The sequence below is a fragment of the Streptomyces sp. XD-27 genome (genome assembly GCF_030553055.1).
Classification (GTDB): domain Bacteria; phylum Actinomycetota; class Actinomycetes; order Streptomycetales; family Streptomycetaceae; genus Streptomyces.
The window spans coordinates 200,295-222,380 of the sequence record NZ_CP130713.1 but is presented as its reverse complement, the minus strand read 5'-3'; the positions used below and the strand labels follow the sequence as shown (position 1 = coordinate 222,380).

Below are 22,086 nucleotides of genomic sequence, written 5' to 3'. Positions count from 1 at the left end.
TCGCCCGGCCCGGCCGGGGCGCGGCCGGGCCCGGCCCGCTCGAACAGGTGGACGCGCAGGTCGCCGACCGCCAGTTCGGCGAGCCGGACGATCTCATATCCCTGTTCTCAGCTTGCCGATGAGCTCCTGCATTTCGCTGTACGTTTCGGCGGTCTCCTTCTGCCAGCCGAAGCGGTGGTACTCCACGCGGAGCGCGGCCGCGTGCCGGGCCTGGTAGACCAGTGACCGCCAGCGGGCCTCCGGCGTGGTGCCCACGGGCCCGTAGCCCTCCCAGAACGCGTCGCGTTCCGTGCCGGGACGCCGCCGCGCCAGGTAGATCGGCCAGTCGGCCTCCGGGTCGCCCCACCAGATGCGGTCGCAGTCGAACACCCCGTTGATCGTGGGTTCCGGCGCACCCGGCGCGACCATCGTGTTGCCCACCCACAGGTCGCCGTGCAGCAGCCGCGGCCCGTCGATCGCGTCGAGCACCGCGCGGTTGCGGTCGGCAAGCTTCACCACGAGACCGATGTCCTCGGCATCCAGCCCGGCGTCGGTCAAGTCCGCCGCGACGTCCTCGAACCAGGCGAACAGAGCGTGGCTCCAGGTGGCGTGCGCGGGACCGGCGACCCGCCCGAAACCCGTGCCGCGGACCGAGTGGATCGAGCGGGCGATCTCTCCGAGCCGCCGGAAGAACGGTCTCCACTCCGTGCGCGGGTAGGCATGGAGACCCTCCGGCGCGGGCACGCCGTCGAGCAGCGTCTGGAACAGGTAGTCGCGCCCGATGACGTCGTGGGTGAAGTCGACCACGAGGGTCCGCGGCAACAGCGACGCGATCGGCGCCAGGTACGGGATGCTCGCGTGCTCGTTGCGCATCAGCTCGGGCTCGGCCCGGGTCTGGCGCGCCGGATCCGGCGCCACCCGCAGGATGACCGGCCGCCGTGCACCGATCTCGACCCGGAAGGTGTTGTTGTAGTAGCCGTCGCCCAGTTCCACGGCCGACACCACCTCGGTGCCCGGACCGAAGGCCCGGCGGCACATCGCGTCGATCTCGTCCTCGGTCACCGGCTGCTGGAACGCACCCGACTCGCGCTGGATCGGTCGGTAGCTCATCGGTTCTCACCGCCGAAGGCGACCGGAAGCAGCTCCATGCTGCGCACCGTCGCGGTGCGCCGCCGCACCGGCGTGCCCGCCGGACGCAGTGGCCGCGGCGCCCGGAGCAGGCAGCGGACCAGTTCGCGGATCGCGAGCCGGCCGAAGACCGCGCCCACGCAGGCGTGTGCGCCCCAGCCGAAAGCCAGGTGCCGGTTGGGATTGCGGTCCAGCACCAGCTCGTGGGGGCGGGGGAACTCCTCCGGGTCGCGGTTCGCCGCGGCGAGGGCGGTCATCACCACCTGACCGGGCTCGATCGTCACGCCCTGGATCGTGGTGGTGCGCACGGCGACCCGGCTGGTGCCCTGCGCGGGGCCGTCGAACCGGATGATCTCGTCGACGCCCGTGGTCAGCAGCCGCTCGTCGCATGCCCGTACCAGTCGCGGCAGAGCGTTCTCGATGGGCAAGCCTGATTCCTTCCGGGCTTACGGAACCGGCACCCCGGAGGCAGTTCCGCGACGTCTCGCAAGAGTGGAGACTACGTTGCGCAATCGCACCATTGCAATATGCCGCGTGACATTGCACTGCACGATGCAGGCAGGGGCGGTCCGGGGGCGTATGGCGGAGTCGTCGGATACGTCGCAGCCCACCGGTGCGCCGCCGCCCGGGGCTCAGGCCAGCTCGCGCAGCGCCTCGCCGAGTGCCGCCACCCCTTCGGCGATGACGCCGGGCGGGCCGGCCGCGTAGCCGAGGACGAGGCCGGGGCGGCCGGGCAACTGCCGGTGCCACGACAGGGGCTGGCACTTCACGCCGCGGGCGAGCGCGGCGGCGGCGAGCTCGGTGTCGGGGACCTGCGGCGTGTACGTGACGGTCAGATGCAGGCCGGCCGCCGCGCCGTGCACGATCGCCCCGGGCAGGTGTTCGGCGACGGCGTCGATCATCGCGTCGCGGCGCCGCGAGTGGCGGCCGCGCAGCAGCCGCAGATGCCGCTCCAGGTCGCCGGACTCCATCAGCCGGGCGAGCACCAGCTGCGGCAGTACGGCGTTGCCCAGGTCGGTGAAGCGCTTCGCGTCGGTCAGGGCGTCGCGGTAGCGGGGCGGCGGCACCATCCAGCCGATCCGCAGCGCGGGCGCGAGCAGCTTGGACACGCTGCCCATGTAGCACACGCGATCGGCGAGCAGCGCGCGCAGCGCGGGCACCGGCGGCCGGTCGTAGCGGTGTTCGGCGTCGTAGTCGTCCTCCAGGATCAGCCCGCCGTCCTGCGCCCAGCGCAGCAGCTCGCGGCGGCGCTCGCCGCTGGTCACCACGCCGGTGGGGAACTGGTGGGCGGGCGTGAGCAGTACCGCGCGGGCGCCGGTGGCGCGCAGCGCGTCGACGCGTACGCCGCCGTCGTCGACCGGCACCGGCGGGGTGGCCAGGTCTCCGTTCCGCAGGTGCTGGCGGGTGCCGAGCGAGCCGGGGTCCTCCACCGCGACACCGTCGATGCCGTCAGCCCGCAGCACGGGGTGCAGCAGGGTGAGAGCCTGCGCGGTGCCGGCGACGATCAGCACCTCCTCCGGCTCGACCCGGATGCCGCGGCTGCGCGCCAGCCAGCCCGCGACGGCGCGTCGCAGTCGCGGGGCGCCGCGGGGGTCGCCGTAGCCGAGGTTGTCGGCGGACAGCTCGGCGAGCACGGCCCGTTCGGCGCGCAGCCAGGCCGCGCGGGGAAACGCGGCGAGGTCGGGCTGGCCGGGGGTGAAGTCGACGCGGACGCGGATGGCACGCAGCGCGTCGAAGACGTCGGCACCGGGTTCACCGTCGAACAGCGCGCCTGGCATCGCCCGGTCGGCGGTGCTGCCGGTGGTGAAGCGCGCGCCCGGTACGGCCCGGTCGACGGTGTCGCCGGTGACCGTGAGCGGTCGCCGGAACGGCCTGGTCCCGGTGGGAGCCAGCGGTGGCACGGCGGGGGCCGCGACCACCACCGTGCCCCCGCGTCGGCGCCCCTCGACGTGGCCGTCCTCGGTCAGTCGCCGGTACGCCTCGGTGACCACCCCGCGGGAGACGCGCAGTTCGGCGGCGAGCACGCGGGTGGGCGGCAGCCTGCTGCCCACCGCCAGCCGACCGTCGGCGATCGCCTGCCGCAGCCGCAGGGCCAGCCAGTCCGCCTTGCCGCCGGTGGGCACGTCGCGGGCGTCGAGCTGCAGGAAGTCCGAGCCGTACGCGGCGGATCCGCCGTCCCCAGGGCATCCGCCGTCCGCCGGGGCCCCGTCGTCTGCTGGGGATCCGACCTCCGCCGGGGACCCGACGTCTGCCGCGCACCCGTCGCCCGCCGGGGAGCCGCCGAACGCCGTGGACGCGCCGTACGCCGCGGATCCGCCGTCCGCCGGCGCGGCGCCGGTGCCGTCCGCCGCGCGTTCCCCCTCGTTCACGGGCCCATGGTGTCATGCGCCGCTGCGGCGCCTGCGCGCCGACCAGGGCCTAGGCACCGAAGGCGAACTCCGGTGCGGAGGGGGTGAGGACGGCCGCCGCCGGGTCGGCCGGCCAGTGTGCGGCCAGTTCCTCGGCGACCGTCTTCAGCAGCTCCGGCACGACCTCCCCACCGCCGTCGTGCATGGCCTCCGCCACCACGAGGATCCGGCTCGTGCGCTCGCCGACCGCGGAGTGGCCGCTCTGCCGGTTGGTCCAACGCCGGGCGTGTGCCCGTCCGGCGGAGTCGGCGAACGTCACCTCGCCGGGGGCGGGGTGCTCGGTGCCGCCGCCGAAAGTCGTGTAGTGCTCGTCACCGCGGGCGTAACGCACCTCGAGCAGGGGTCCGGCGATGCGGTCGGCGTCGAGGACCGCGACCGGTACCCCGTACGCGACCGAGATCGCGTTGCACAGGTCGACCACCGGATGGATGCGCGGCAGTGCCCCCTCCTTCCGCAGCCGCCGCAGCAGCGACTCCGAGGCGCACCGGTACTGCGTCGGCTTGAGCCCCATCCGGGCGAAGGCCCGTCGCCAGGCCAGCACTTCGGGGAACGCGCTCTCGGTGGCGCCGGCCAGCCGGGCCGCGGCACGGGCGGTGTACTCCGCGACGCGCGGGCCGACGTCGGCGGCGGAGTCGACGCCGGCGGCGCGGAGCGCGCCTGCGACGAGTTCGGGGTAGTCGGACCAGATGGCGTCCGCGTGCCGGAAGCGCATGCTCACGCCACCGCCAGCCGCGCGCTCAGGCCCACGAAACAGGCGGCGAACACCCGGCGGATGCCGGTCATCACCCTGGGCCGGGCCAGTACGCGGTTGCGCATGGCGGCGGCGCACATCCCGTACGCGGCGAAGACGACGAAGGTCAGCCCCATGAAGACGGCGCTGAGCCGGAGCATCATGCCGAGGGAGTCGGGCTCGCCGGCGGGGACGAACTGCGGGAGAAACGCGACGAAGAACATCGTGAGCTTCGGGTTGAGCACGTTGATCAGCACCCCGGAGGCGATCACGCGGGCCGCCGGGCGCGGCTCGTCCGCCCCCTCGACGGCCAGCGCCTCCTTGTCGCGCAGCGTCGCCCACGCCATGTACAGCAGGTAACCGACACCGAGGTACTTCACCGTCTCGTAGGCGACGGCGCTGGTGTGCAGCACCGCGGCGAGGCCGGTGATCGTCGCCACCAGATGCGGCACGACGCCGAGGGTGCAGCCGAGCGCGGCGACCACGCTCGCCCGTCGGCCATGGGACAGCCCGGCAGCGATGGTGTACACCACGCCGGTGCCGGGGGTGACCACCATGACGAGGGTGGTCAGCAGGAACGCGACACTCAAGGAGACCTCCGCAAGGTTCAAGGTCCTCCCACCCTGCCGCGGTCATGGTCCGGGAGACAGAGCCAAAGTGTGCCCGTCCAACTGGTCCATAAGAGGGCCGTTCTCCCGCGCGGGGCAGCTGACGTTACGCGGGCGCGCTCTGGGCGAGGACGACCTCCAGGGTGCGCGGGCCGTGGACGCCCTCCACGCGGTCCAGCTCGATGTCGCTCGTTGCGGACGGACCTGAGATCCACGTCAGCGGGCGGGACGGATCGAGCCGTTCCAGGGCCTGCGGCACCGAGTCCACGACCTGGTCCGGCACCCGGACCACGCAGATGTGGTGGTCGGGCACGAGCGTGATGCGGCGGCGGCCCTGGTCCGGGCCCGCGTCGAGGACGACCGTGCCGGTCTCGGCGATGGCGACGCGGCAACCGGTGACGACGCTGGAGACCGCGTCCAACGCGTGTGCGGTCTGGTCGGCGGAGTCCGCGATCCGCTCGGCTCGCGCGGCGGAGAGCCATTCGGCGGGCAGGCCGGGCGGCACGAGCACCGACGCCGCGCCCCGCTCTGCCAGCAGCCGGGCGATCAGGGCCGGCAGCCCCGCGGTGTCCGTACGGTGCACCATCGCGCGGTAGTCGGCGAGGTTCACGGCGAGCAGGTCGACCGTCTCGGAGGGGGTGCGGTCGCCGTGGGCGCGCAGGTACGCGCGGTCCACGGGCACCTGCGACGGGGTCTCGGCGCGCGGGACGTCGGCCAGCGCGCGGCGCACGCGCGCCAGGACGAGGGCTCGGCTGCTCACTTCGACTTCTCCTGTACTGAATCGCTCCGCGGCCCGGAGACGGTGTGCGCGCCGCTCGCCGAGTCGCCGCGCGTGCGTCGCCACCAGCCGCGGAACGACTCGGCCGGGACAGCGGGGAGCTCCCGGGTGTCGGACCAGGCGCGCCCCGGCCCCGGCAGCCGCCGCGGGTGCAGGCGGCGCGTCCGGGCGGCGAGGCGCTGGCCGGCGCGCCAGACGGCCGGGTGGTTCAGCGCCCAGCCCGCGGCGCGCATCGCGGCGCGCTCGGCGGCGTGGCCCCTGGCGGGTCTGACGACGGCGCGGGTGCCGCGTACGGACGCCGGGCCGCCCTCGACGACGCGCTCCCGCAGATGGACCAGGATCTGAGGGATGTCGATGGCCACCGGGCACACCTCGTAGCACGCGCCGCACAGGGAGGACGCGTACGGCAGCGACGCGTCGACCTCGCTTCGCGTCCCGCGCAGCTGCGGGGTGAGGATCGCGCCGATGGGGCCGGGGTAGGCCGAGCCGTACGCGTGCCCGCCCGCCCGCTCGTACACCGGGCAGACGTTGAGGCAGGCCGAGCAGCGGATGCAGCGCAGGGCCTGGCGGCCGACCGGGTCGGCGAGGGCGTCGGTGCGGCCGTTGTCGAGGAGGACCAGGTGGAAGGCCCGCGGGCCGTCGCCGCTGCCGGAGCCTGCCGTACCCGTCCACATCGAGGTGTACGGGTTCATGCGCTCGGCCGTGGAGGAGCGGGGAGGAGCTGCAGGAAGACCTCCAGGTCCCGCCAGGTGGGGACCACCTTCTCGATGCCCACGACCGAGATGAGCGTCTCGGGGAGCGTCAGGCACATGCGGCCGTTGCCCTCCGACTCGACGACGACGAGCGTGCCCGTCTCGGCCACCATGAAGTTGGCGCCGGAGACGGCGACCTTCGCGCGCAGGAACTTCTCCCGGAGGTGGCGGCGCGCCGCCTCGGCCAGGTCGGCGGGGGCGTCGGTGAGCCCGTCCGGCGCGGGGCGGCCCCAGCGCGCCATCTCCTTCGTGAAGATGTCGCGGATCTCGGCGCGGTTGCGGTGGATCGCCGGGACCAGGATGTGCGAGGGGAGGTCGTCGCCGAGCTGCACGATGAGCTCGGCGAGGTCCGTCTCGTACGCGGTGATGCCCGCTCTCGCCAGGGCGTCGTTCAGGCCGATCTCCTGCGTCGCCATCGACTTGACCTTGACGACCTCGTGCTCGCCGGTGGCCCGTACGAGATCGGTGACGATCCGGTTCGCCTCGGCCGCGTCCGCCGCCCAGTGGACCTGCCCGCCCGCGGCCGTGACCGCCGCCTCCAGTTGCTCAAGGTAGTGGTCGAGGTGGCGCAGGGTGCGGTCCTTGATCGCGGCTCCCGCGGCGCGCAGCTGTGCCCAGTCGGCCAGCTCGGCGACGGCCGACGCGCGCTTGGCGCGGATGGTGTGCGTGGCGTGGCGCAGGTTGGCCCGCAGTTGGGCGTCGCGGGTCGCGGAGGCGGCGGCCGCGGGGAAGGCCGGCATACCCAGATAGGCGCCGCTTACGCCGCTCGCGTCGCTCGTTCCACTCGTTCCGCTTGTGCCGTTCACCAGACGTCCCCTTCCGTGCTGGCCAGGATCTGGGCGATGTGGACGGGGCGGACCGTCGAGCCCTGGCGGGCCAGCGTGCCGCCGATGTGCATCTGGCAGGAGTTGTCGACGGTGCACACGGCCTCGGCTCCCGTGGCGGTGATGGCGCGCGCCTTGTCCGCGCCCATGGCGGCCGACACGGCCGGGTTCTTGACGGCGAACGTGCCGCCGAAGCCGCAGCACTCCTCGGCGCCCGACAGCTCCCGCAGCGTCAGCCCCCCGACCGCCTCGAGGAGCCTGCGCGGCCGGTCCCCCAGGCCGAGCATCCGCAGGCCGTGGCAGGTGGGGTGGTACGTGACGGTGTGCGGATAGTACGCGCCGACGTCGGTGGTCCCCAGCACGTCGACCAGGAACTCCGTCAGCTCGTACGTCCGGGGGACGACGCTCGCCGCGAGCTCGGCGAGCTCGGCGCCGCGCCCCTCGGCGGCGGCCTTCGCGCCGATGCGCGGGTAGGCGTCGCGCACCATGGCGGCGCAGGAGCCGGACGGCGTGACGATGTGGTCGTAACCGTCGAACGCGGCGGCGTAGCGGCGCACCAAAGGCTCGGTCAGGTGGCGGTAACCGGTGTTGAACTGCGGCTGGCCGCAGCAGGTCTGAGCGGCGGGGAAGTCCACCTCGACCCCCAGGCGCTCCAGCAGGGTGACGACCGCCCGCCCCGTCTCCGGGTACAGCGTGTCGTTCACACACGTCACGAAGAGTGCGACGCGCATGCGGCCTCCTCCCATGGTCCACGGTCGCCCGAGGGCTCATACTGCCGCAGCGGCTGAATGCCGCTCAGCAGACCCCTCAGCTCCGCGAGTCCGCCGGTCACGCGGTCACGACGCCTGCCGCACGGGCCGCCTGGACCAGAGGAGGGCGTTGATCTCGCGTACGGCCGCGCGCCCGGCGCGGTTCGCTCCGACCGTGCTGGCGGACGGCCCGTATCCGACCAGGTGGACGCGGGGGTCGCGGACCGCTCGGGTGCCATCGACGGCGATGCCGCCGCCCACCTCGCGCAGCCCTAGCGGAGCGAGGTGGGCGATGGCGGGGCGGAATCCGGTGGCCCAGAGGATCACGTCGGCGTCGAGGGCCCGCCTGTCGGCCCATGCGACGCCGGTCGGGGTGATCTGCTCGAACATCGGCTGCCGGTCGAGCACCCCGGCGGCGCGGGCCCGCTCCATCGCCTCCGTCATCGGCAGCCCGGTCACGGACACGACGCTCTGCGGCGGCAGCCCGCGCCGCACCCGCTCCTCGACCAGCGCCACGGCGGCCCGCCCCTGCTCCTGGCCGAACGGTCCGGTACGGAAGAGCGGCGGGCGGCGTGTCACCCAGGTCGTCTCCGCCGCGACCTCGGCGATCTCCAGCAGGTGCTGCACGCCGGAGGTCCCGCCACCGACGACGATCACCCGCTGACCCGCAAACTCCTCCGGTCCGGGGTATTGCGCGGTGTGCAGCTGGCGCCCGCGGAAGCTCTCCTGCCCGGGGTAGCGCGGCCAAAAGGGCCGGTCCCACGTCCCGGTGGCGTTGATCAGCGCGCGTGCCGCCCATGCTCCGGCGCCGGCGGTCTCGACGAGCAGCCGCCCACCACCGTTGTCGCCGTTGCCGTCGCTGTTGCCGATGGGGCGTACGGCGGTGACGTCGACCGGGCGTCGCACGCGGAGGTCGAAGGCGCGCTCGTAGCGTTCGAAGTAGGCGCCGATGACCTCCGACGAGGGACGGTCCTCATCGGCGCCGGTCAGCCGCATCCCCGGCAGGTCGTACATCCCGTGCACCTTGCCGTACGTGAGCGACGGCCACCGGAACTGCCAGGCTCCGCCGGGCGCGGGGGAGTGGTCGAGCACCACGAAGCCCGTCCCCGGCTCGTACCCCGCCCGTCGCAGGTGGTAGCCGCTGGACAGCCCCGCCTGCCCGGCTCCCACGACGACGACGTCCACTTCGCGCACCGCGACTATGTCGTTCACGCTTCTACTAACTACGGCAGTGCGCGGCATCTTCCCGGTCCGCCGGGTCGCATTCCCCTCCCAACCTGCCCGGCTGCCCTCCGCGCATACCGGGTACGTGCACTTCGTGCCACGTCACGCACAGGACCCCGCTGTGCGCCAAGCCTGACAGGAAGGAGGACGTTCATGGAGGACGTGACGCGTCCGCTCATCGTCGTCGGCGCCTCGCTCGTGATCACACTGCTCGTCGGCTGGGTGGCCGACCGACTGCTGCGCCGCGCCGACGCCCGGCACCCCGAGACTCCGCTGTGGGGTCTGCTGCGCCGCTGTGGACCGCCGCTGCGGGCCTTGGTCTGCACGGCGGCGCTGCGCGGCTCGTACGACAAGACACACCTCGCCGAGGGCCACGCCGTGGGCATTGGTCGAATCCTCACACTCGTCCTGATCGCCGCCGCGGCCTGGCTCGCGGTCCGCGCCTCGGCGGCCGTGGTGGAGTCCACGTACTCGCGCTACGCGGCCGGAGCCCGGGACCCGGCACGGGTGCGCCGCGTGCGGACGCAGGTGACGCTGATCCAGCGGGTGGTCACAGCGGTGGTCGGGGTGGTGGCAGGGTCGGCGATACTGCTGACCCTGCCCGCGCTGCGCGCCTTCGGCACCTCCATGCTGGCCTCCGCGGGCATCGTCGGCATCGTGGCCGGAATCGCCGCTCAGTCCACGCTCGGGAACATGTTCGCGGGGCTGTCGATCGCGTTCGGCGACATGGTGCGGATCGGCGACACGGTGGTGGTGGACGGCGAGTGGGGCACGGTCGAGGAGATCACCCTGACCTTCCTGTCCGTCCGGACCTGGGACGAGCGCCGGATCACCATGCCGGTGTCGTACTTCACCAGCAAGCCCTTCGAGAACTGGTCACGCGGCGGCACACAGAAGACCGGCACGGTCTTCCTCCACCTCGACCACGCCGCGCCCATGGAGGCGATGCGCGAGAAGCTGCACGAGATCCTCCGAGCGTCCCCGGCGTGGGACGGCCGTGACTGGGGACTCGCCGTCACCGACACCACGCCCAGCACCATCCAGGTACGCGCCCTCGTCACGGCGCGGGACGCCGACGACGCCTGGACGGTGCGCTGCGAGGTACGGGAGCAACTGATCGGCTGGCTGCGCGAGGAGCACCCCTACGCGCTGCCGCGCCTCGCCACGGCACCCGCGCCCAGGACGGCGCGGAAGGATGCCGCACACGCCGAGGTGGCCTAGGCCGTCAGTCCCGGCCTGCGTACAAAGCCAGAGGCGCGCACCCCCACTGTCGGAGTGTCACAGACCTGTTCGCAAACGGCTCCTACTCGGTGTGAGCGGGCGGAAGTATCGCCCCCATAAGGCAGGATCATCGGGAAATTCCGACTCCTGGGGGTTCCCATGGCTTACGCAGCCCGTTCACGCCGCACCACCGCGGTACTCGCCGCTCTCTCGCTCGGCGTCCTGGCGCTGACCGCATGCAACGACGACGCCGAGAAGGACAAGGCCGCTCCGGGCGCGGCAGCGAGCTCGTCCGCCGCGGGTGCGGACAAGGGCTCCGACACGCCCTCCACGGCCAGACCGAGTAACGGTGGCAGAACCAGCGGGGGTTCCTCCGACAGCGGTGGCAGCACCCCGCCGTCGTCGAAGCCCGGGGCCGGGGCCGACGACGGCCAGGACGGAGGCGTGGGCATGTGCGAGACGGCCGACTTGAGCTACAACGTCACCGTCGCATCCAAGCCCGTCAACCACGCCTTGCTGACCGCGACCAACAAGGGCAGCGACCCCTGTGTGCTGCCGGCAAACGAGCTGGCGATCACGATTCCGGGGCTCGACGGCGCCGCCGAGCACGTGGGACCCGAGGGCAAGGACTGGATCCTGAAGGCCGGCGAGAGCGCCTATGCCGGGATCATGTTCTCGCGCGCCGACACCGAGGGCGGCAAGGCCGCCGACAAGGTGGAGGTCGCGCTCACGTCTGCCGAGAGCCCCACGACGGTGCCGATCAACGATGGCCCCGTCACGGTCAACGACGGCCAGGTCACCAGCTTCTTCGGCACCGCCGAGGACGCGCTCACCTACTGATCACTCCGCCCTGGGCCAGACGGTGTACGCCGTAGGGAAGGAAGCGGCTGCTGCGGGGTCCCTTCGTACCGGACCCCGACTCGCCGACGAGCTCTACGCCCTGCGGCCCGAGGAGTTCACCGCAGCCCGCGACGGGCGCGCCGCGCAGGCCCGCAAGGCCGGCGACCGCAGCGCGCGTGGTGTCGGCGGCCGGGGTCAGACCGCGCGTAGCGTCGTCGCCGCCTTGTAGGTGCGCAGCACCGGTGCCGTCTCGATCCGCGTGACCGTGTCCCACGCCACCCGCCGCGTCAGGTAGTGGTGCAGGGCTTCCGCGTCCCGGCACAGCGCGTGCGCGACCAGGTTCGTCGGGCCGGTCGTCGCCGCGACCACCGCGAGCTCCTCATGTCCGGCCAACTCCGTCGCCACCGCGTCCAGGTGCGCGGGCGCCACCTGCATCCACAGCAGCGCGGACACCGTCACGCCCACCAGCGCCGGATCGATGTCCACATCGAAGAACATCGCGCCGCGCGCCCGCAGTTCGGCCAGTCGGCGGGCTGCCGTGGACGCGGTGGTGCCGGTCGCGGCGGCCAGGTCCGCGTAGCTGAGGCGAGCGTCCTCGCGCAGCGCGGACAGCAGCAGACGGTCCGCGTCGGTGAGGAGGTACGCGGGGGCCTCGGGGCCGCGGCATCGGGGGTGTCCGGGGCGCCGGTCGCGGCGCGCAGCCGCGCCTCCTGGCCCGCGTCCAGGGCGTCCACCCGTCCGCGCCACGCGGTCGGCCCGCCCAGGTAGGTGTGCAGCAGGTAGTGCGCGGACACCGCGGTGATCCCGGCTGTGCGGGGGATGTCGCGCAGCAGCAGCGCGTGCGCGTCCGGGCCCGCGGGCGCGGTGTGGATGATCGCGACGATCTCCGTGCCGCCGGAAGTCAGCCGTACCCAGGAGGTGTCGGGGCGGCGGGCGAGCGCCAGCGCGATGTCGTGCGCGCTGCGCGTCGCGGCGGTCAGCCGCACGAACCACTGGTGCGCGCCGGAGCTGCGGGGCGTGGGCAGGGCGACCACGCGCAGCCCGGCCTGCGCGTACAGCCGTCGGTAGCGGCGGACCACGGTCTGCGTCGAGCAGCCGAGGACGTCGGCGATGAGCGTGAACGGTGCCCGGGCGTCCACCTGCAGGGCATGGATCAGGCTCCGATCCAGATCATCCAGTACGAGCATATTCGCCAAACTAGCCGACCTTGATGGAAGTAATCACCGATGACAGTCGGGGAGATGGAAGTGTATGGGGAGTGGGCGGCACGGTGGTCACCGGCCGCCTGCCGCACGGCGACTCCGCCGTCCGCGGCCCGGCCACCACCGACACGCCCGTGCCGTCCCGGGGAGACCCATGTCCCGCACCACGAACCGCACCACGCATCGCACCGCCGACCGCGCCCAGCCCACCACCGCCGCCGCCCCGCCCGCGTCCGGTCGCCGCGGGCTCGCCCTGGCCGCCGTGCTGACCGCCGAGGCGATGAACCTCCTCGACGCCACGATCGTCCAGGTCGCCGGTCCCGTCATCCACACCGACCTCGGTGGAGCACCGGCCACCATCCCGTGGTTCAGCGCCTCCTACACCCTCGCGTTCGCCCTCGGCCTGCTGACCGGCGCCCGGCTCGGCGACATCGCCGGCCGCAAACGGGTCTTCCGCATCGGCGTCATCGCGTTCGCCGCCGCCTCCCTGGCCTGCGCGCTCGCACCCGGCGCCGTGACGCTGATCGCGCTGCGCGCCGTGCAGGGCGCCGCCGCGGCCGCGATCATCCCGCAGACGTTCGGGCTGATCCGCGCCATGTACGACGGCGACGAACTCACCCGGGCGCTCGGCATGATCGGCCCCGTCATGGGCCTGTCCGCGGTCCTGGGACCGGTTCTCGGCGGCGTCCTGACCCACGCCGACCTGCTCGGCTCCTCGTGGCGCGCGGTCTTCCTCGTCAACCTCCCCCTGGCCGCCGCCGTCCTGGCCGCGACTCCGTATCTGACCGAGGACCGCGCACCGGCACGGCCTCGTCTCGACCCGGTCGGCACCGTCCTCGCGATGCTCGGCACCGCCCTGATCGTGGTGCCGCTGGCCACCGGAAACCCCGCGCCCGCCGCGTGGGCCGTCGCCGCCGCGGGCATGGCGGTCCTGGGCGTGTTCGTCGCCCACCAGCGCCGCACCGCCCGCCGCGGCCACGCCCCGCTGATCGAACCGGCCCTGCTGCGCGGCCGGGCGTTCCCCGCCGCGCTGGCCACCTCGACGCTGTTCTTCGCCGTCATGAACGGCGTCATGATCACCGTCGTGCTGCACCTCGAACTCGGCCTCCGCGACGGTCCGCTCACCGCGGGACTCACCCTGCTGCCGTGGTCCACCGGACTGGCGATCGGCTCCTGGGCGGCCGGCACCCACCTGGTCCCGCGATACGGGACACGCATCATGCACACCGGCATCGCCGTCTTCGCGATCGGCCTGGCAGCCGCCGTCCTCGCGTACCGCGCCGCGGGCCCCGCCGGCTACCCGGCCGCGCTGCCCGCCGCCCTCGCCGTCGCCGGACTGGGCACCGGCCTGTTCACCCCGCCGTTCTTCAGCACCGCGCTGAGCGGCGTCGGCCCGCAGGAGACCGGCTCGGCCGCGGGCCTGCTCAACGCCGTCCAGCAACTCGGTGGCACACTCGGCGTCGCGGTCATCGGCGGCGTCTACCTGGGGGCGGCCGGCAGCGCGCGCACCGCGGCCCAGTACGCGCTGGGGGCGGCCGCGGCGATCCTGGCCGCGACGGCGGTCGCGGCCGCGGCGATGACCGCGCGCCCCACCCGCCGCTGACGACCTGACGCGTGGGGCACGACTCCGCGGAGGCGTGCCCGGTCGAAGGACTTCGTCCTGCGCGCCACCGCACTCGCGTTGAGCCGCCACCGCTGGAGCGAGCTGGGTTACGACCCTGCCTTCGCCCGTGACTACCTGCACCAGTTCAAAGCCATGGTCGAGTCCTTCGTGCCGGCCGACGACACGCATCTCGTCGGAGACTTCTCCGGACCGGACGAACGCGCGATGGCCTCATGCTCACAACACCCCCCCCGGGCAGTGAGGTGACGCCCCGCGGATGGTCAAGGTTCGCTCACGCCGCAATCGCCGCTACCTGCGCCGTCGGCAGATCAAGCACACCATCCCCGAGCCGAAGAACCAGCGGGTCAATCGCCGGCGCCGTGGCAGCGGGGGCGGCCGACCGTGCGGGTTTGACCGGCGAACCTACCGTCGCCGCGATCCGGCCCTGGCTTCGTCCGTGACCGCCGGGCCCCCGTGCGACGAGTTCCCACCGGGGGTGGTTCATTTGCCGGCGTCTTCGGCGAGGGTATGGGCGACCAGAGCGTTGGCGTGGCCGTGCCCCAGACCGTGTTCGGTCTTCAGCCAGGTGACGAGTTCCATGTGCTTGGTCAGGGGTGAGGAGCGGATGAGATCCTTCCATTCCGTGATCGGGCGGCCGTACTTCTTCTCGATCGAGGGGAAGTAGCTGGCAGGGCCTTTCGGCGTGGCGGTCATGTCGGGTTCTGTCCTTCTGTCCGTGTGTGTACTTCGGGTGCGGGAGCCTCGTCAGCGGACGACGTCGAAGACGTTCTTCTGCAGGCCGTTGGCGTACACCTCGTGCTCGACGAGCTTCAGCTTCTGGGTGTCCTTGTCGGTGGCGCTGAACAGGCGCTTGCCCGCGCCGAGGAGGAGCGGGAAGACGAGGAGGTGGTAGCGGTCGATCAGGCCGGCGTCCGAGAGGGCCTGGTTGAGGGAGGCGCTGCCGTGGAGGATGATCGGGCCGCCCTCGGTTTCCTTCAGTGCGGCGACGTCGTCGAGCGAGCGCAGGATCGTGGTCTCGCCCCAGTTCGCCACCAGGTCGTCGTCGGTGAGGGTGGTGGAGACGACGTACTTCGGCATCACCTTGTAGTCGGCGAAGTCCGCCATGTCCGGCCACACCGGGCTGAACGCCTCGTAGCTGGTCCGGCCCAGCAGCATCGCGGTGGCTTCCTTCTGCTCCCGGCCCTTGATCTCGAACGCCTCGGGAAGGAACTCCATGTCCTTGAAGGTCCATCCGGAGTTCCGGTAGCCGGGCTCGCCGCCCGGGGCCTCCACGACGCCGTCGAGCGAGATGAAGGCGGTGCTGATCAGGGTACGCATCGTAAGGTTCCTCGGTATCTCGTGTCTGGGTACGGAAGGTTCAGCCGGTGCACGCTTCGATCACACGCGCTGCCGCGGCGCACCCGCTGTGATCTCTGACTGCTGACCACAGCGAAACTCATCGGTCGCCGCCCGCCTGTCGGGGCGGCTTGAGCGAGCGGTCTAGTCGGCCCGTCCGTGACGGAGGAGGACCACCTGGGAGTCGAAGGTCCTGGTCTCGGTCAGGGTGAGGTCGAACCGCTGCTGTGGGGTGGTGAAGGCGCGCTTGCCGCCGCCGAGGACGACCGGGTGCACGAAGATCTGGTACTCGTCGATCAGTTGGTGCTCGGTCAGGAAGCCGGCCAGCGTGGCGCCGCCGAACAGCAGTAGGTGCGCGCCGCTGTTCTTGAGGGCGGTGAGCTGCTCGACGACGTCGGTGTTGATGACGCGGGTGTTCCAGTCGGCCTCGGTCAGTGTCGAGGAGACGACGACCTTGGACGCCTGGCGCCAGACGGGCGCGAATGCGAGGTCGTGCTCGTGGGTGGAGAACTCCTCGGCGCGGGGCCAGAAGCCGGACATCATGTCCCACACCTTGCGGCCGTACAGGAAGATATCGGCACCCGTGGTGAGAGCCTGCGAGTAGGCGGACAGTTCGCTGTCCATCCGGGGCCAGTCGAACTCGCCGTTCGGTCCCTCGATGAAGCCGTCCAGCGACTGGTGCACAAAGTGCGTGATCTTGCCCATGAGAAGCGGAATCCCCCTGATGAAAGCACGTCCGGGCGGTCGGCGACCACCCCTTGTGTACGATGTCCACATTCGAGGGATACGGCGATCCGCACCCCCGAGCGAACATGCAGGAGCCTAGACGATCTAAGTGGATGCTGTCCACATTGGAGGTGGTAGCCGTGACGGCAACCGGGAACGGCAAGCCGAAGCGGGACACCTACCGTCACGGCGACCTCCGCAACGCACTGATCGAAGCCGGTCTCGAACTCGCCCGCCAGGGCGGTCCCGAGGCGGTCGTGCTGCGCGCGGCCACCCGACGGGCCGGGGTCGTCCCGAACGCTGCCTACCGGCACTTCGCCGACCGGGGCGCCCTGCTGCACGCCGTCTCCCAGGCCGCCATGGCCCACGTCGCCCGCACCATGGAGGCGGAACAGGCCGCCCTGCCGCCCGCCGAGGACCCGGCGGCCGCCGCCCGCGCCCGCTTCCGGGCCGTCGGCACCGGCTACCTCCGCTTCGCGCAGGAGGAGCCGGGCCTGTTCCGGACCGCCTTCCACGTTCCCGGCGACATGGCCCACGCCGCCGCCGACACCGCCGCAGGCCCCGGCGGCAAGACCCCCTTCGAACTGCTCGGCACCGCCCTCGACGGCCTCGTGGAGAACGGCCTGCTGCCCGAGGACCGCCGCCCCGGCGCCGAGTTCCTCGCCTGGTCCGCCGTCCACGGACTCGCCGTCCTCCTCATCGACGGCCCCCTCCGCGGCCTGCACCCCACCCAGGCCCACGACGCCGGCCAGCACCTCATCGACATGATCGAACGCGGCATCTGACCCCACCACAGGCGTGTATCGAAAGTGCCTGGTGAGGATGGCGGAGAGCCCATTGGTGATCCAGAATGATCGGATGGTCACGCTTGAGACTCCCCGTTTGATCCTGCGTCGCTGGCGCGAGGAAGACGTTGCGCCCATGGCTGCCGTCAATGCCGACCCCGAGGTCATGCGGTGGATCCGTGACGGCAGCGTCCGTGACGAACAGCAGACTCGCGGCGGGATCCAGGCGTGGGAGAGCGAGTGGGAGTCACAGGGCTTCGGCCTGTTCGCCGTGGAGATCCGGTCCACTGGCGAGCTGGCCGGGTTCACCGGCCTTTCGGTGCCCCACTTCTTGCCTGAGGTACTGCCGGCGGTTGAGGTCGGCTGGCGGCTGGGGCGTTCCCACTGGGGGCAGGGCTTGGCCACCGAGGCCGCTGCGGCCGCTGTACGGTTCGGGTTCGAAGAGCGAGGGCTGGAGCGGATCGTCAGCATCACTCAAGTAGGCAACGACGCCTCCGAACGGATCATGACCAAATTGGGGATGCATCCGGTCCGTGAGACCGTCAATCCCGCCTGCGGTCGGCGAGTACGGGTGTTCGAGTTGTCGTCGGACCAGTACGTCACAACCACTCGTTGATGGCGGCAACGACTTGCGGGACACGTACGGCTTGTCCGCCCGCACCCGTCGCGGGCGCACGCGGGGCCTGCCGCACCCCAGTTGGGGCACCCGGATGCGGCCCAGCACGACCTCGAACTGCGGCCGGCTTCTCGCCTGCGGGGGTCTTCGCGGAATCCCGGATCACGCCAGGGTGACGCGCATGCCGCCCTCCGCCAGGACGTCGAGGACTTCGGCGAACAGGTCGTACGGCCGGCCGTCCGGCGTCAGGGCGCGGGAAAGGTGCTCGCGCGCGGTCGCGGCGTTTCGCCAGAGCAAGGTTGCGGGGGCCGTGTAGCCGAAGGTGCCGCGTAGGCAGTCGTCAAGGGCGTCCAGGCAGCCGCCGAAGTAGCCGCCCGGCCCGTTCACCGCCTCGCCGAGCGCCAGGTAGAGGCCGGGGACGTCGGTGATGTGCCGGCCGTCGAGTTCATACGCGTGACCGGCCGGCCGGTCCCGGTGCGCGCGCCGGCAGGCCCGCTCCTGGACGAGGTCCAGCCATGTCCCGCGCTGTCGGGTGTCGAGGCCGGCCCAGGCGCCGGGTTCGTCCGGCGGCCCGACGAGCCATCGCTCCCAGATCGGCCGCGCGTGTTCCGGGACCGGTGTGAAGAGTCTGCCGTCGAGCTCCAGGTCGATCAGATCCGCCCCGAGAACGGACGGGTGCCAGGCGCGGATGGTGGCCCGCAGCAGTCGCTCGGTGAGCGGCTCGCCTCGATCGTCCCGTATCTCCAGGGAAGCCTCCTCCAAGTCCAGCGCCCGCCGGGTGCCCTTCATCAGTGCACGCCGCAACTCCTCACTCTGGGCGAGTCCACGCAGGACGAGCGGGAGCGCGACCTGCTCGGGCGGCACGACACGGGCGAATTCCCGGCAGGAACCCAGCCACCGGTGCCCGTCGTGGACGCGCACCGAACCCCGATGCCCCTCGGGCGGGCCTTCGTAGTCGTCCAGACCGGTCAGCACGAGACCGTCCGCCCCTGGGGGCCGTCCAAGGCTCTCCGCGTCCTCCAGGAGCCAGGGCCCAAGTGCCACGTCCTCCGGCACCAACCACACCCGGCTGCCGGCCCAGCCGCGGACCTCGGCCCCTTCCGGAACCCAGCCGAACAGTTCGTACGTCCCGCGCCGGAGCTCCCCGAACAGTCCGTCCGCTTCGGCGCACACGCCCCAGACGTGGCCGTGCTCCGTCTCCGTCAGCGCGTAACGCGCCTGCCCGCCATGCTCCCTGTCCTCATGCACGGTGGAATCATGCCCGGTGGGAATCAAGACCGGCGTACAGCCGAGTATCCGCCGCGGGTTCGCTGACCGGCGAACAGCAGCGCCACGAGCAGTCAGCTCCAACCGCGCCACGTTCCCCTTGTGGAGACTCCGGTAGTCCGCCTCGACCAGTCGGTGGAGGACCCGCGTGTGACCCTGGTGCCGCTGCTTGCTCGACGATCCCAGGCCTCCCTACTCCTCCGGGCTCCGAAAGCGTGCTGCCGGTGGCGGCCGAGCTGCGTCTACGCCGCCGGGTTCGGGGTGAGGGGCGGGGACGGCGTCCCCGTGTCGGGGAGGTCGGAGGACGACCCCGCCTCGGGCCAGTCGGGGTCGTAGGCGCACGGCGCGCTGGCGCCGCCGTCCAGCCGCTGGTCTCTCGCCGACCAGGCGACGTGGACGTGGTAGCCGCCGTCGCGCTCGGCGCTGACCCTCCATTCCTGGTACTCGTCGTCGCGGCCGTACTCCGTGACGCGCCATGCGGAGTCCTTCAGGTGGGCGTGCAGCCGTCGCACTGCCGTCAGACCCTGGTCCTTGCCCACGTCCTGAAGCGTCCAGGAGTGGCGCATCTTGTAGGCGCCCTCCTCGGGTTCATCGGCCATGCTCTCCAGGCCCGTGGGGTAGCAGTAGTCGTTGCTCAGGCTGTTCTCGTCGTCCTCGCGCATGCCCTCTCCGGCGGGGTCCAGGACGCGGTCGATGCCGAGGGCGGCGTACGCGTCCTGGGAGTAGCCCCCGAGGCGACGGGCCATGGCCTCGGGCTTCACCTCGGGGTAGTCCTCGGGCGTCGCTCGCTGGGCCGAGTAGGTGATGATCAGCCCCAGGATGAACAGCACCGGCAGCAGCACCATCGCCGCACAGCCGATGCCTGCCGCCTTCAGTCCCGATATCGCGGGCTTCTCACTTCCACTCATGCACCGGACCGTACGGGGGACGCGGCTCCGCCCGGATCCGCGCGGCCGCTCACCAGACGTAGGTACTGATACTCACCTGCCCGTACGGGCAAGGCCCGAGACGGCGGTCAGCAGCCGGCGCCCCGAGGTCGCCACTCGACAGCGGCGGCAGGTCACGCTCGACGACCACATCGCGCTTTCCATCCGGACCGTGGCCGGCGGAAAAGGTGAGCAGGCCGCACACCTGCGGCAAGCCGCCACGTGGAGCGGCGCTGTCGGCTCGGCAAGGGCCATTCCCGCCCTGACTCGGTTGGCGGATCATCCCGCACCTCCGGCAGCGCCGTCCCCGAACGCTCGGGGGCGCGGGGTGTCTTCCCCGCGGTGGCCGTAGGGCAGGGAGCCGGGTCCTCGGCGTCGGCGGCGCTCGGGTCACGGAACGGCGGTCGGCGTCGTAGACCTGGGGCATGAGCCAGGAGAAGACATCGTGGCATCCGGGCTAGATCGTGCCCGCGAGCGGGATCTACGAGTGCGACTGCGGGGCCGGCCACCATTGGAGCACCGATGTGAAGGGCCACCGTTTCCCGCCGCTGCCGTCCGGCTGCACGGGCAGTTCGTGGTCGCTGAAGGCCGAGGCGCACCCGGACGTCTGAGCCCCGCCACCGGGCGGAGGGAGGCCGGTGATGCCACACCGCCTGCCGCTCGGCATCTCTCAGCGCTCGACGCCCGCGACATCGAGCAGCTGGTGCATGAGCTCGGCGGGTAGTGCGGGGTTGCGGGCCGCCGCTCGTGGCATCCCGTCACCCCCGAGCAGTTCGACGAGCCTTGGGCGGGGCAGGCGCGGGTCGGTCGCCGCATGGCGGCGGACCATGTCCTCCGCGTCGTGGGAGAGCCGTTCGACGAGTTCCGGTTCGGCCCGCGGGTCGAAGGTGGCCGCATACCGCAGCCGGTAGTTCGGGTCGTCCGCGAACCGGGCCAGGCCGGGGCGCGCGAAATTGCGGCGGTACGCCAGCGTGCCCCAGCTCAGCCCCTTCCAGTCGGCGAACATCGCCACGAGCAGCTCGTGCGGGGCATGGTCGTTCTCGCAGAGCATCAGCTTGACGTAGTAGTCGTCGTCGGCTGCCAACCGCTCGATCACATCGGCGGGCAGCTCCGGTGCGCACGTGACGCCCCGGCGCAGCAGGACGTGGCTGGAGGCCGCGATCTCCCGCAGCGCATCCGGATCGCCGAAGCGTTCCTCCACCCAGGCGGGCACCGGATCGCGGCCGGGGGCACGGTGTACTCGATCGCCGCCCGCTGCTCCTCGGTCACATCCGCGCGCAGGGACACGGCGAGACGGACGGAAGGCTCGGGATCGGCGGCCAGGGGGAGGGCGAGTGCCTGGGGTACGTGTGGGTTGCGGGCGGCCCCGTGACGTATCGAACCGTCCTCGTGGGTCACGAGGAGCGCGGCCAGGGCCGCGTCGACGGGTGCGGTGGACGCGGCGTCGCGGCGGCGGCGTTCGTCCGTCTCGGCGAGGAAGTCCTCAACCGTCGTCGGAAGGGGTACGTCGACGTGGGTGGCGCGTTCGACCGCCTTGCGCACCTGCGGATCGGGGTCGGCCCAGGCCGCGGCCTGAACCTCCGGGCGCAGTCTCGGCCAGCTCCAGGAGTCGATGGCGGCGGCCCGGACGCGGGGGTCGGGATCCTCGGCCAGCGACAGCAGCGTCTCGTCCGGCAGGCCGCGCAGCCCGGTGGCGAAGTACCGCAGCCGGGGCTCCGGGTCAGTGGCGAGTCGCACGGTCAGCTCTGTCGGCAATGCGACGTCGTACTCCCACGCCGTCACCAACGCGACGCGTCGCACCTTCGGGTCGGGATCCTCGGCCAGCACGGCGAGCGCATCCGGCGGCAGGTACGGATTCTCGGCGAGGATCTTACGGACACACGGGGCGGGGTGCGTGACGGCGGCCCTCGCCGCTTTGGGCGACAGCTTGCGATAGGCGAGCCAGTCCTGGGGGTCGGGCAGCGGGTCGACCGTGAAGACGCGCCGCAGCACCTCGTCCGGTGCCGCGCTGTTCATGGCGAGCCCCGCAATCCACTCCGCGTGCAGAGCGGTGTCGGCTTCGAGCAGCCGCAGGGCATCGGCGCGAGCCGCGTCCGTCGCCACCGACACGCCGAACGCGACCCGTGTCAGCTGATCATCCTTGTGCGCCATGGAGCGATCTTCTCAAGGCCCGCGCGGCCGGGGACCAGTCGCCTCGACGTCCGCGCTGCCCCTGCTGAACGACGTACTGGCCAAGCTGTGCGCTCAGCCGCGCCGGCGCCACCACTGTCAGGACGCGATGTCGAGGAGAACCTTGAACGCGAAGAAGGCCCCGGACTGCTGATCTCTTGCCAGTCCGGTAGGTACCAAGGCACGTGGCGAGGGG

At 72.2% G+C, this 22,086-nt stretch carries 22 protein-coding genes and 5 pseudogenes; 7 read left to right on the top strand and 20 right to left on the bottom strand.

The genetic code is table 11. The features are described 5' to 3' along the window. Window positions 1-93: 93 nt before the first annotated feature. The 9 genes and pseudogenes from Q3Y56_RS00850 to Q3Y56_RS00810 form a co-directional block, all read right to left on the bottom strand. Window positions 94-1,089, bottom strand: a complete 996-nt coding sequence (locus tag Q3Y56_RS00850; RefSeq protein WP_304460074.1) for a phosphotransferase family protein — start codon at window positions 1,087-1,089, stop codon at window positions 94-96. After that, window positions 1,086-1,535: a cytochrome P450 gene (locus Q3Y56_RS00845; protein WP_304460073.1), complete on the bottom strand. Its 450-nt coding sequence runs from the start codon at window positions 1,533-1,535 to the stop codon at window positions 1,086-1,088. The genes Q3Y56_RS00850 and Q3Y56_RS00845 overlap by 4 nt, the downstream gene beginning before the upstream one ends. A gap of 204 nt (window positions 1,536-1,739) precedes the next feature. Then, entirely contained in the window at window positions 1,740-3,230 is a 1,491-nt protein-coding gene (locus Q3Y56_RS00840) for a PLP-dependent aminotransferase family protein (protein ID WP_304465426.1), read from the bottom strand. Between the two features lie 295 nt (window positions 3,231-3,525). Next, window positions 3,526-4,227, bottom strand: coding sequence for a B3/4 domain-containing protein (locus tag Q3Y56_RS00835; RefSeq protein ID WP_304460072.1), 702 nt, complete (start codon window positions 4,225-4,227; stop codon window positions 3,526-3,528). 2 nt (window positions 4,228-4,229) lie between these two features. Then, a complete protein-coding gene (locus Q3Y56_RS00830) occupies window positions 4,230-4,835 on the bottom strand; it encodes a LysE family translocator (RefSeq protein ID WP_304460071.1) in 606 nt (201 codons plus the stop codon). A 124-nt stretch (window positions 4,836-4,959) separates the two neighbouring features. Next, a complete protein-coding gene (locus Q3Y56_RS00825) occupies window positions 4,960-5,613 on the bottom strand; it encodes an LUD domain-containing protein (protein ID WP_304460070.1) in 654 nt (217 codons plus the stop codon). Beyond that, window positions 5,610-7,123: pseudogene (locus Q3Y56_RS00820) on the bottom strand (lactate utilization protein B). The gene Q3Y56_RS00825 and the pseudogene Q3Y56_RS00820 overlap by 4 nt, the downstream one beginning before the upstream one ends. 62 nt (window positions 7,124-7,185) lie before the next feature. Further along, a complete protein-coding gene (locus Q3Y56_RS00815; protein ID WP_304460069.1) occupies window positions 7,186-7,938 on the bottom strand; it encodes a (Fe-S)-binding protein in 753 nt (250 codons plus the stop codon). Between the two features lie 105 nt (window positions 7,939-8,043). Then, on the bottom strand, window positions 8,044-9,198 hold the full coding sequence (locus Q3Y56_RS00810; protein ID WP_304460068.1) for an NAD(P)-binding domain-containing protein: 1,155 nt from the start codon (window positions 9,196-9,198) through the stop codon (window positions 8,044-8,046). A gap of 135 nt (window positions 9,199-9,333) precedes the next feature. On the opposite strand from Q3Y56_RS00810, the gene Q3Y56_RS00805 reads away from it, so the two are divergent. Continuing rightward, a complete protein-coding gene (locus Q3Y56_RS00805; protein ID WP_304460067.1) occupies window positions 9,334-10,401 on the top strand; it encodes a mechanosensitive ion channel family protein in 1,068 nt (355 codons plus the stop codon). 159 nt (window positions 10,402-10,560) lie between these two features. Next, on the top strand, window positions 10,561-11,241 hold the full coding sequence (locus Q3Y56_RS00800) for a DUF4232 domain-containing protein (protein WP_304460066.1): 681 nt from the start codon (window positions 10,561-10,563) through the stop codon (window positions 11,239-11,241). Between the two features lie 195 nt (window positions 11,242-11,436). Here Q3Y56_RS00800 and Q3Y56_RS00795 read toward each other — a convergent pair whose 3' ends face one another. From Q3Y56_RS00795 to Q3Y56_RS00785, 3 genes and pseudogenes are all read right to left on the bottom strand, one after another. Continuing rightward, the gene (locus Q3Y56_RS00795) at window positions 11,437-11,727 is read right to left on the bottom strand and encodes an Lrp/AsnC family transcriptional regulator (RefSeq protein WP_304465425.1); all 291 of its coding nucleotides are present in this window, start codon (window positions 11,725-11,727) and stop codon (window positions 11,437-11,439) included. A 75-nt stretch (window positions 11,728-11,802) separates the two neighbouring features. Further along, a pseudogene (locus Q3Y56_RS00790) lies at window positions 11,803-11,988 on the bottom strand (hypothetical protein); the annotation flags it as partial. 365 nt (window positions 11,989-12,353) lie between these two features. Beyond that, window positions 12,354-12,428, bottom strand: a pseudogene (locus tag Q3Y56_RS00785) (AsnC family transcriptional regulator); the annotation flags it as partial. Between the two features lie 169 nt (window positions 12,429-12,597). Between Q3Y56_RS00785 and Q3Y56_RS00780 the strand changes: the two are divergent. Both Q3Y56_RS00780 and Q3Y56_RS00775 read left to right on the top strand, forming a co-directional pair. After that, window positions 12,598-14,046 (top strand): MFS transporter, encoded by a 1,449-nt coding sequence (locus tag Q3Y56_RS00780; protein WP_304460065.1) that lies wholly within the window; start codon window positions 12,598-12,600, stop codon window positions 14,044-14,046. A gap of 292 nt (window positions 14,047-14,338) precedes the next feature. Next, window positions 14,339-14,449 (top strand): annotated as a pseudogene (locus Q3Y56_RS00775) (IS5/IS1182 family transposase); the annotation flags it as partial. Between the two features lie 98 nt (window positions 14,450-14,547). Here Q3Y56_RS00775 and Q3Y56_RS00770 read toward each other — a convergent pair. The 3 genes from Q3Y56_RS00770 to Q3Y56_RS00760 form a co-directional block, all read right to left on the bottom strand. Further along, window positions 14,548-14,760: a DUF4287 domain-containing protein gene (locus Q3Y56_RS00770; RefSeq protein WP_304460064.1), complete on the bottom strand. Its 213-nt coding sequence runs from the start codon at window positions 14,758-14,760 to the stop codon at window positions 14,548-14,550. Window positions 14,761-14,811: 51 nt separating this feature from the next. Beyond that, a complete protein-coding gene (locus tag Q3Y56_RS00765; RefSeq protein WP_304460063.1) occupies window positions 14,812-15,384 on the bottom strand; it encodes a dihydrofolate reductase family protein in 573 nt (190 codons plus the stop codon). 162 nt (window positions 15,385-15,546) lie between these two features. Then, window positions 15,547-16,107, bottom strand: coding sequence for a dihydrofolate reductase family protein (locus Q3Y56_RS00760; RefSeq protein WP_304460062.1), 561 nt, complete (start codon window positions 16,105-16,107; stop codon window positions 15,547-15,549). Window positions 16,108-16,268: 161 nt separating this feature from the next. On the opposite strand from Q3Y56_RS00760, the gene Q3Y56_RS00755 reads away from it, so the two are divergent. Together Q3Y56_RS00755 and Q3Y56_RS00750 are read left to right on the top strand one after the other, a co-directional pair. Then, entirely contained in the window at window positions 16,269-16,913 is a 645-nt protein-coding gene (locus Q3Y56_RS00755) for a TetR/AcrR family transcriptional regulator (RefSeq protein ID WP_304460061.1), read from the top strand. Window positions 16,914-16,986: 73 nt separating this feature from the next. After that, window positions 16,987-17,529 (top strand): GNAT family N-acetyltransferase, encoded by a 543-nt coding sequence (locus tag Q3Y56_RS00750; protein ID WP_304460060.1) that lies wholly within the window; start codon window positions 16,987-16,989, stop codon window positions 17,527-17,529. A gap of 12 nt (window positions 17,530-17,541) precedes the next feature. Here Q3Y56_RS00750 and Q3Y56_RS00745 read toward each other — a convergent pair. The 3 genes and pseudogenes from Q3Y56_RS00745 to Q3Y56_RS00735 form a co-directional block, all read right to left on the bottom strand. Continuing rightward, window positions 17,542-17,652: pseudogene (locus Q3Y56_RS00745) on the bottom strand (IS5/IS1182 family transposase); the annotation flags it as partial. A 39-nt stretch (window positions 17,653-17,691) separates the two neighbouring features. Then, window positions 17,692-18,777 (bottom strand): barstar family protein, encoded by a 1,086-nt coding sequence (locus tag Q3Y56_RS00740; protein WP_304460059.1) that lies wholly within the window; start codon window positions 18,775-18,777, stop codon window positions 17,692-17,694. Between the two features lie 260 nt (window positions 18,778-19,037). Then, window positions 19,038-19,703 (bottom strand): hypothetical protein, encoded by a 666-nt coding sequence (locus tag Q3Y56_RS00735; protein WP_304460058.1) that lies wholly within the window; start codon window positions 19,701-19,703, stop codon window positions 19,038-19,040. Between the two features lie 482 nt (window positions 19,704-20,185). Here Q3Y56_RS00735 and Q3Y56_RS00730 point away from each other — a divergent pair, with 482 nt between their 5' ends. Then, window positions 20,186-20,332, top strand: coding sequence for a hypothetical protein (locus tag Q3Y56_RS00730; protein WP_304460057.1), 147 nt, complete (start codon window positions 20,186-20,188; stop codon window positions 20,330-20,332). Between the two features lie 59 nt (window positions 20,333-20,391). Here the strand turns inward: Q3Y56_RS00730 and Q3Y56_RS00725 are convergent, their stop codons facing one another. Beyond that, on the bottom strand, window positions 20,392-20,805 hold the full coding sequence (locus Q3Y56_RS00725) for a hypothetical protein (protein WP_304460056.1): 414 nt from the start codon (window positions 20,803-20,805) through the stop codon (window positions 20,392-20,394). Window positions 20,806-20,813: 8 nt separating this feature from the next. Next, window positions 20,814-21,872, bottom strand: coding sequence for a hypothetical protein (locus Q3Y56_RS00720; protein WP_304460055.1), 1,059 nt, complete (start codon window positions 21,870-21,872; stop codon window positions 20,814-20,816). Between the last annotated feature and the right edge of the window lie 214 nt (window positions 21,873-22,086).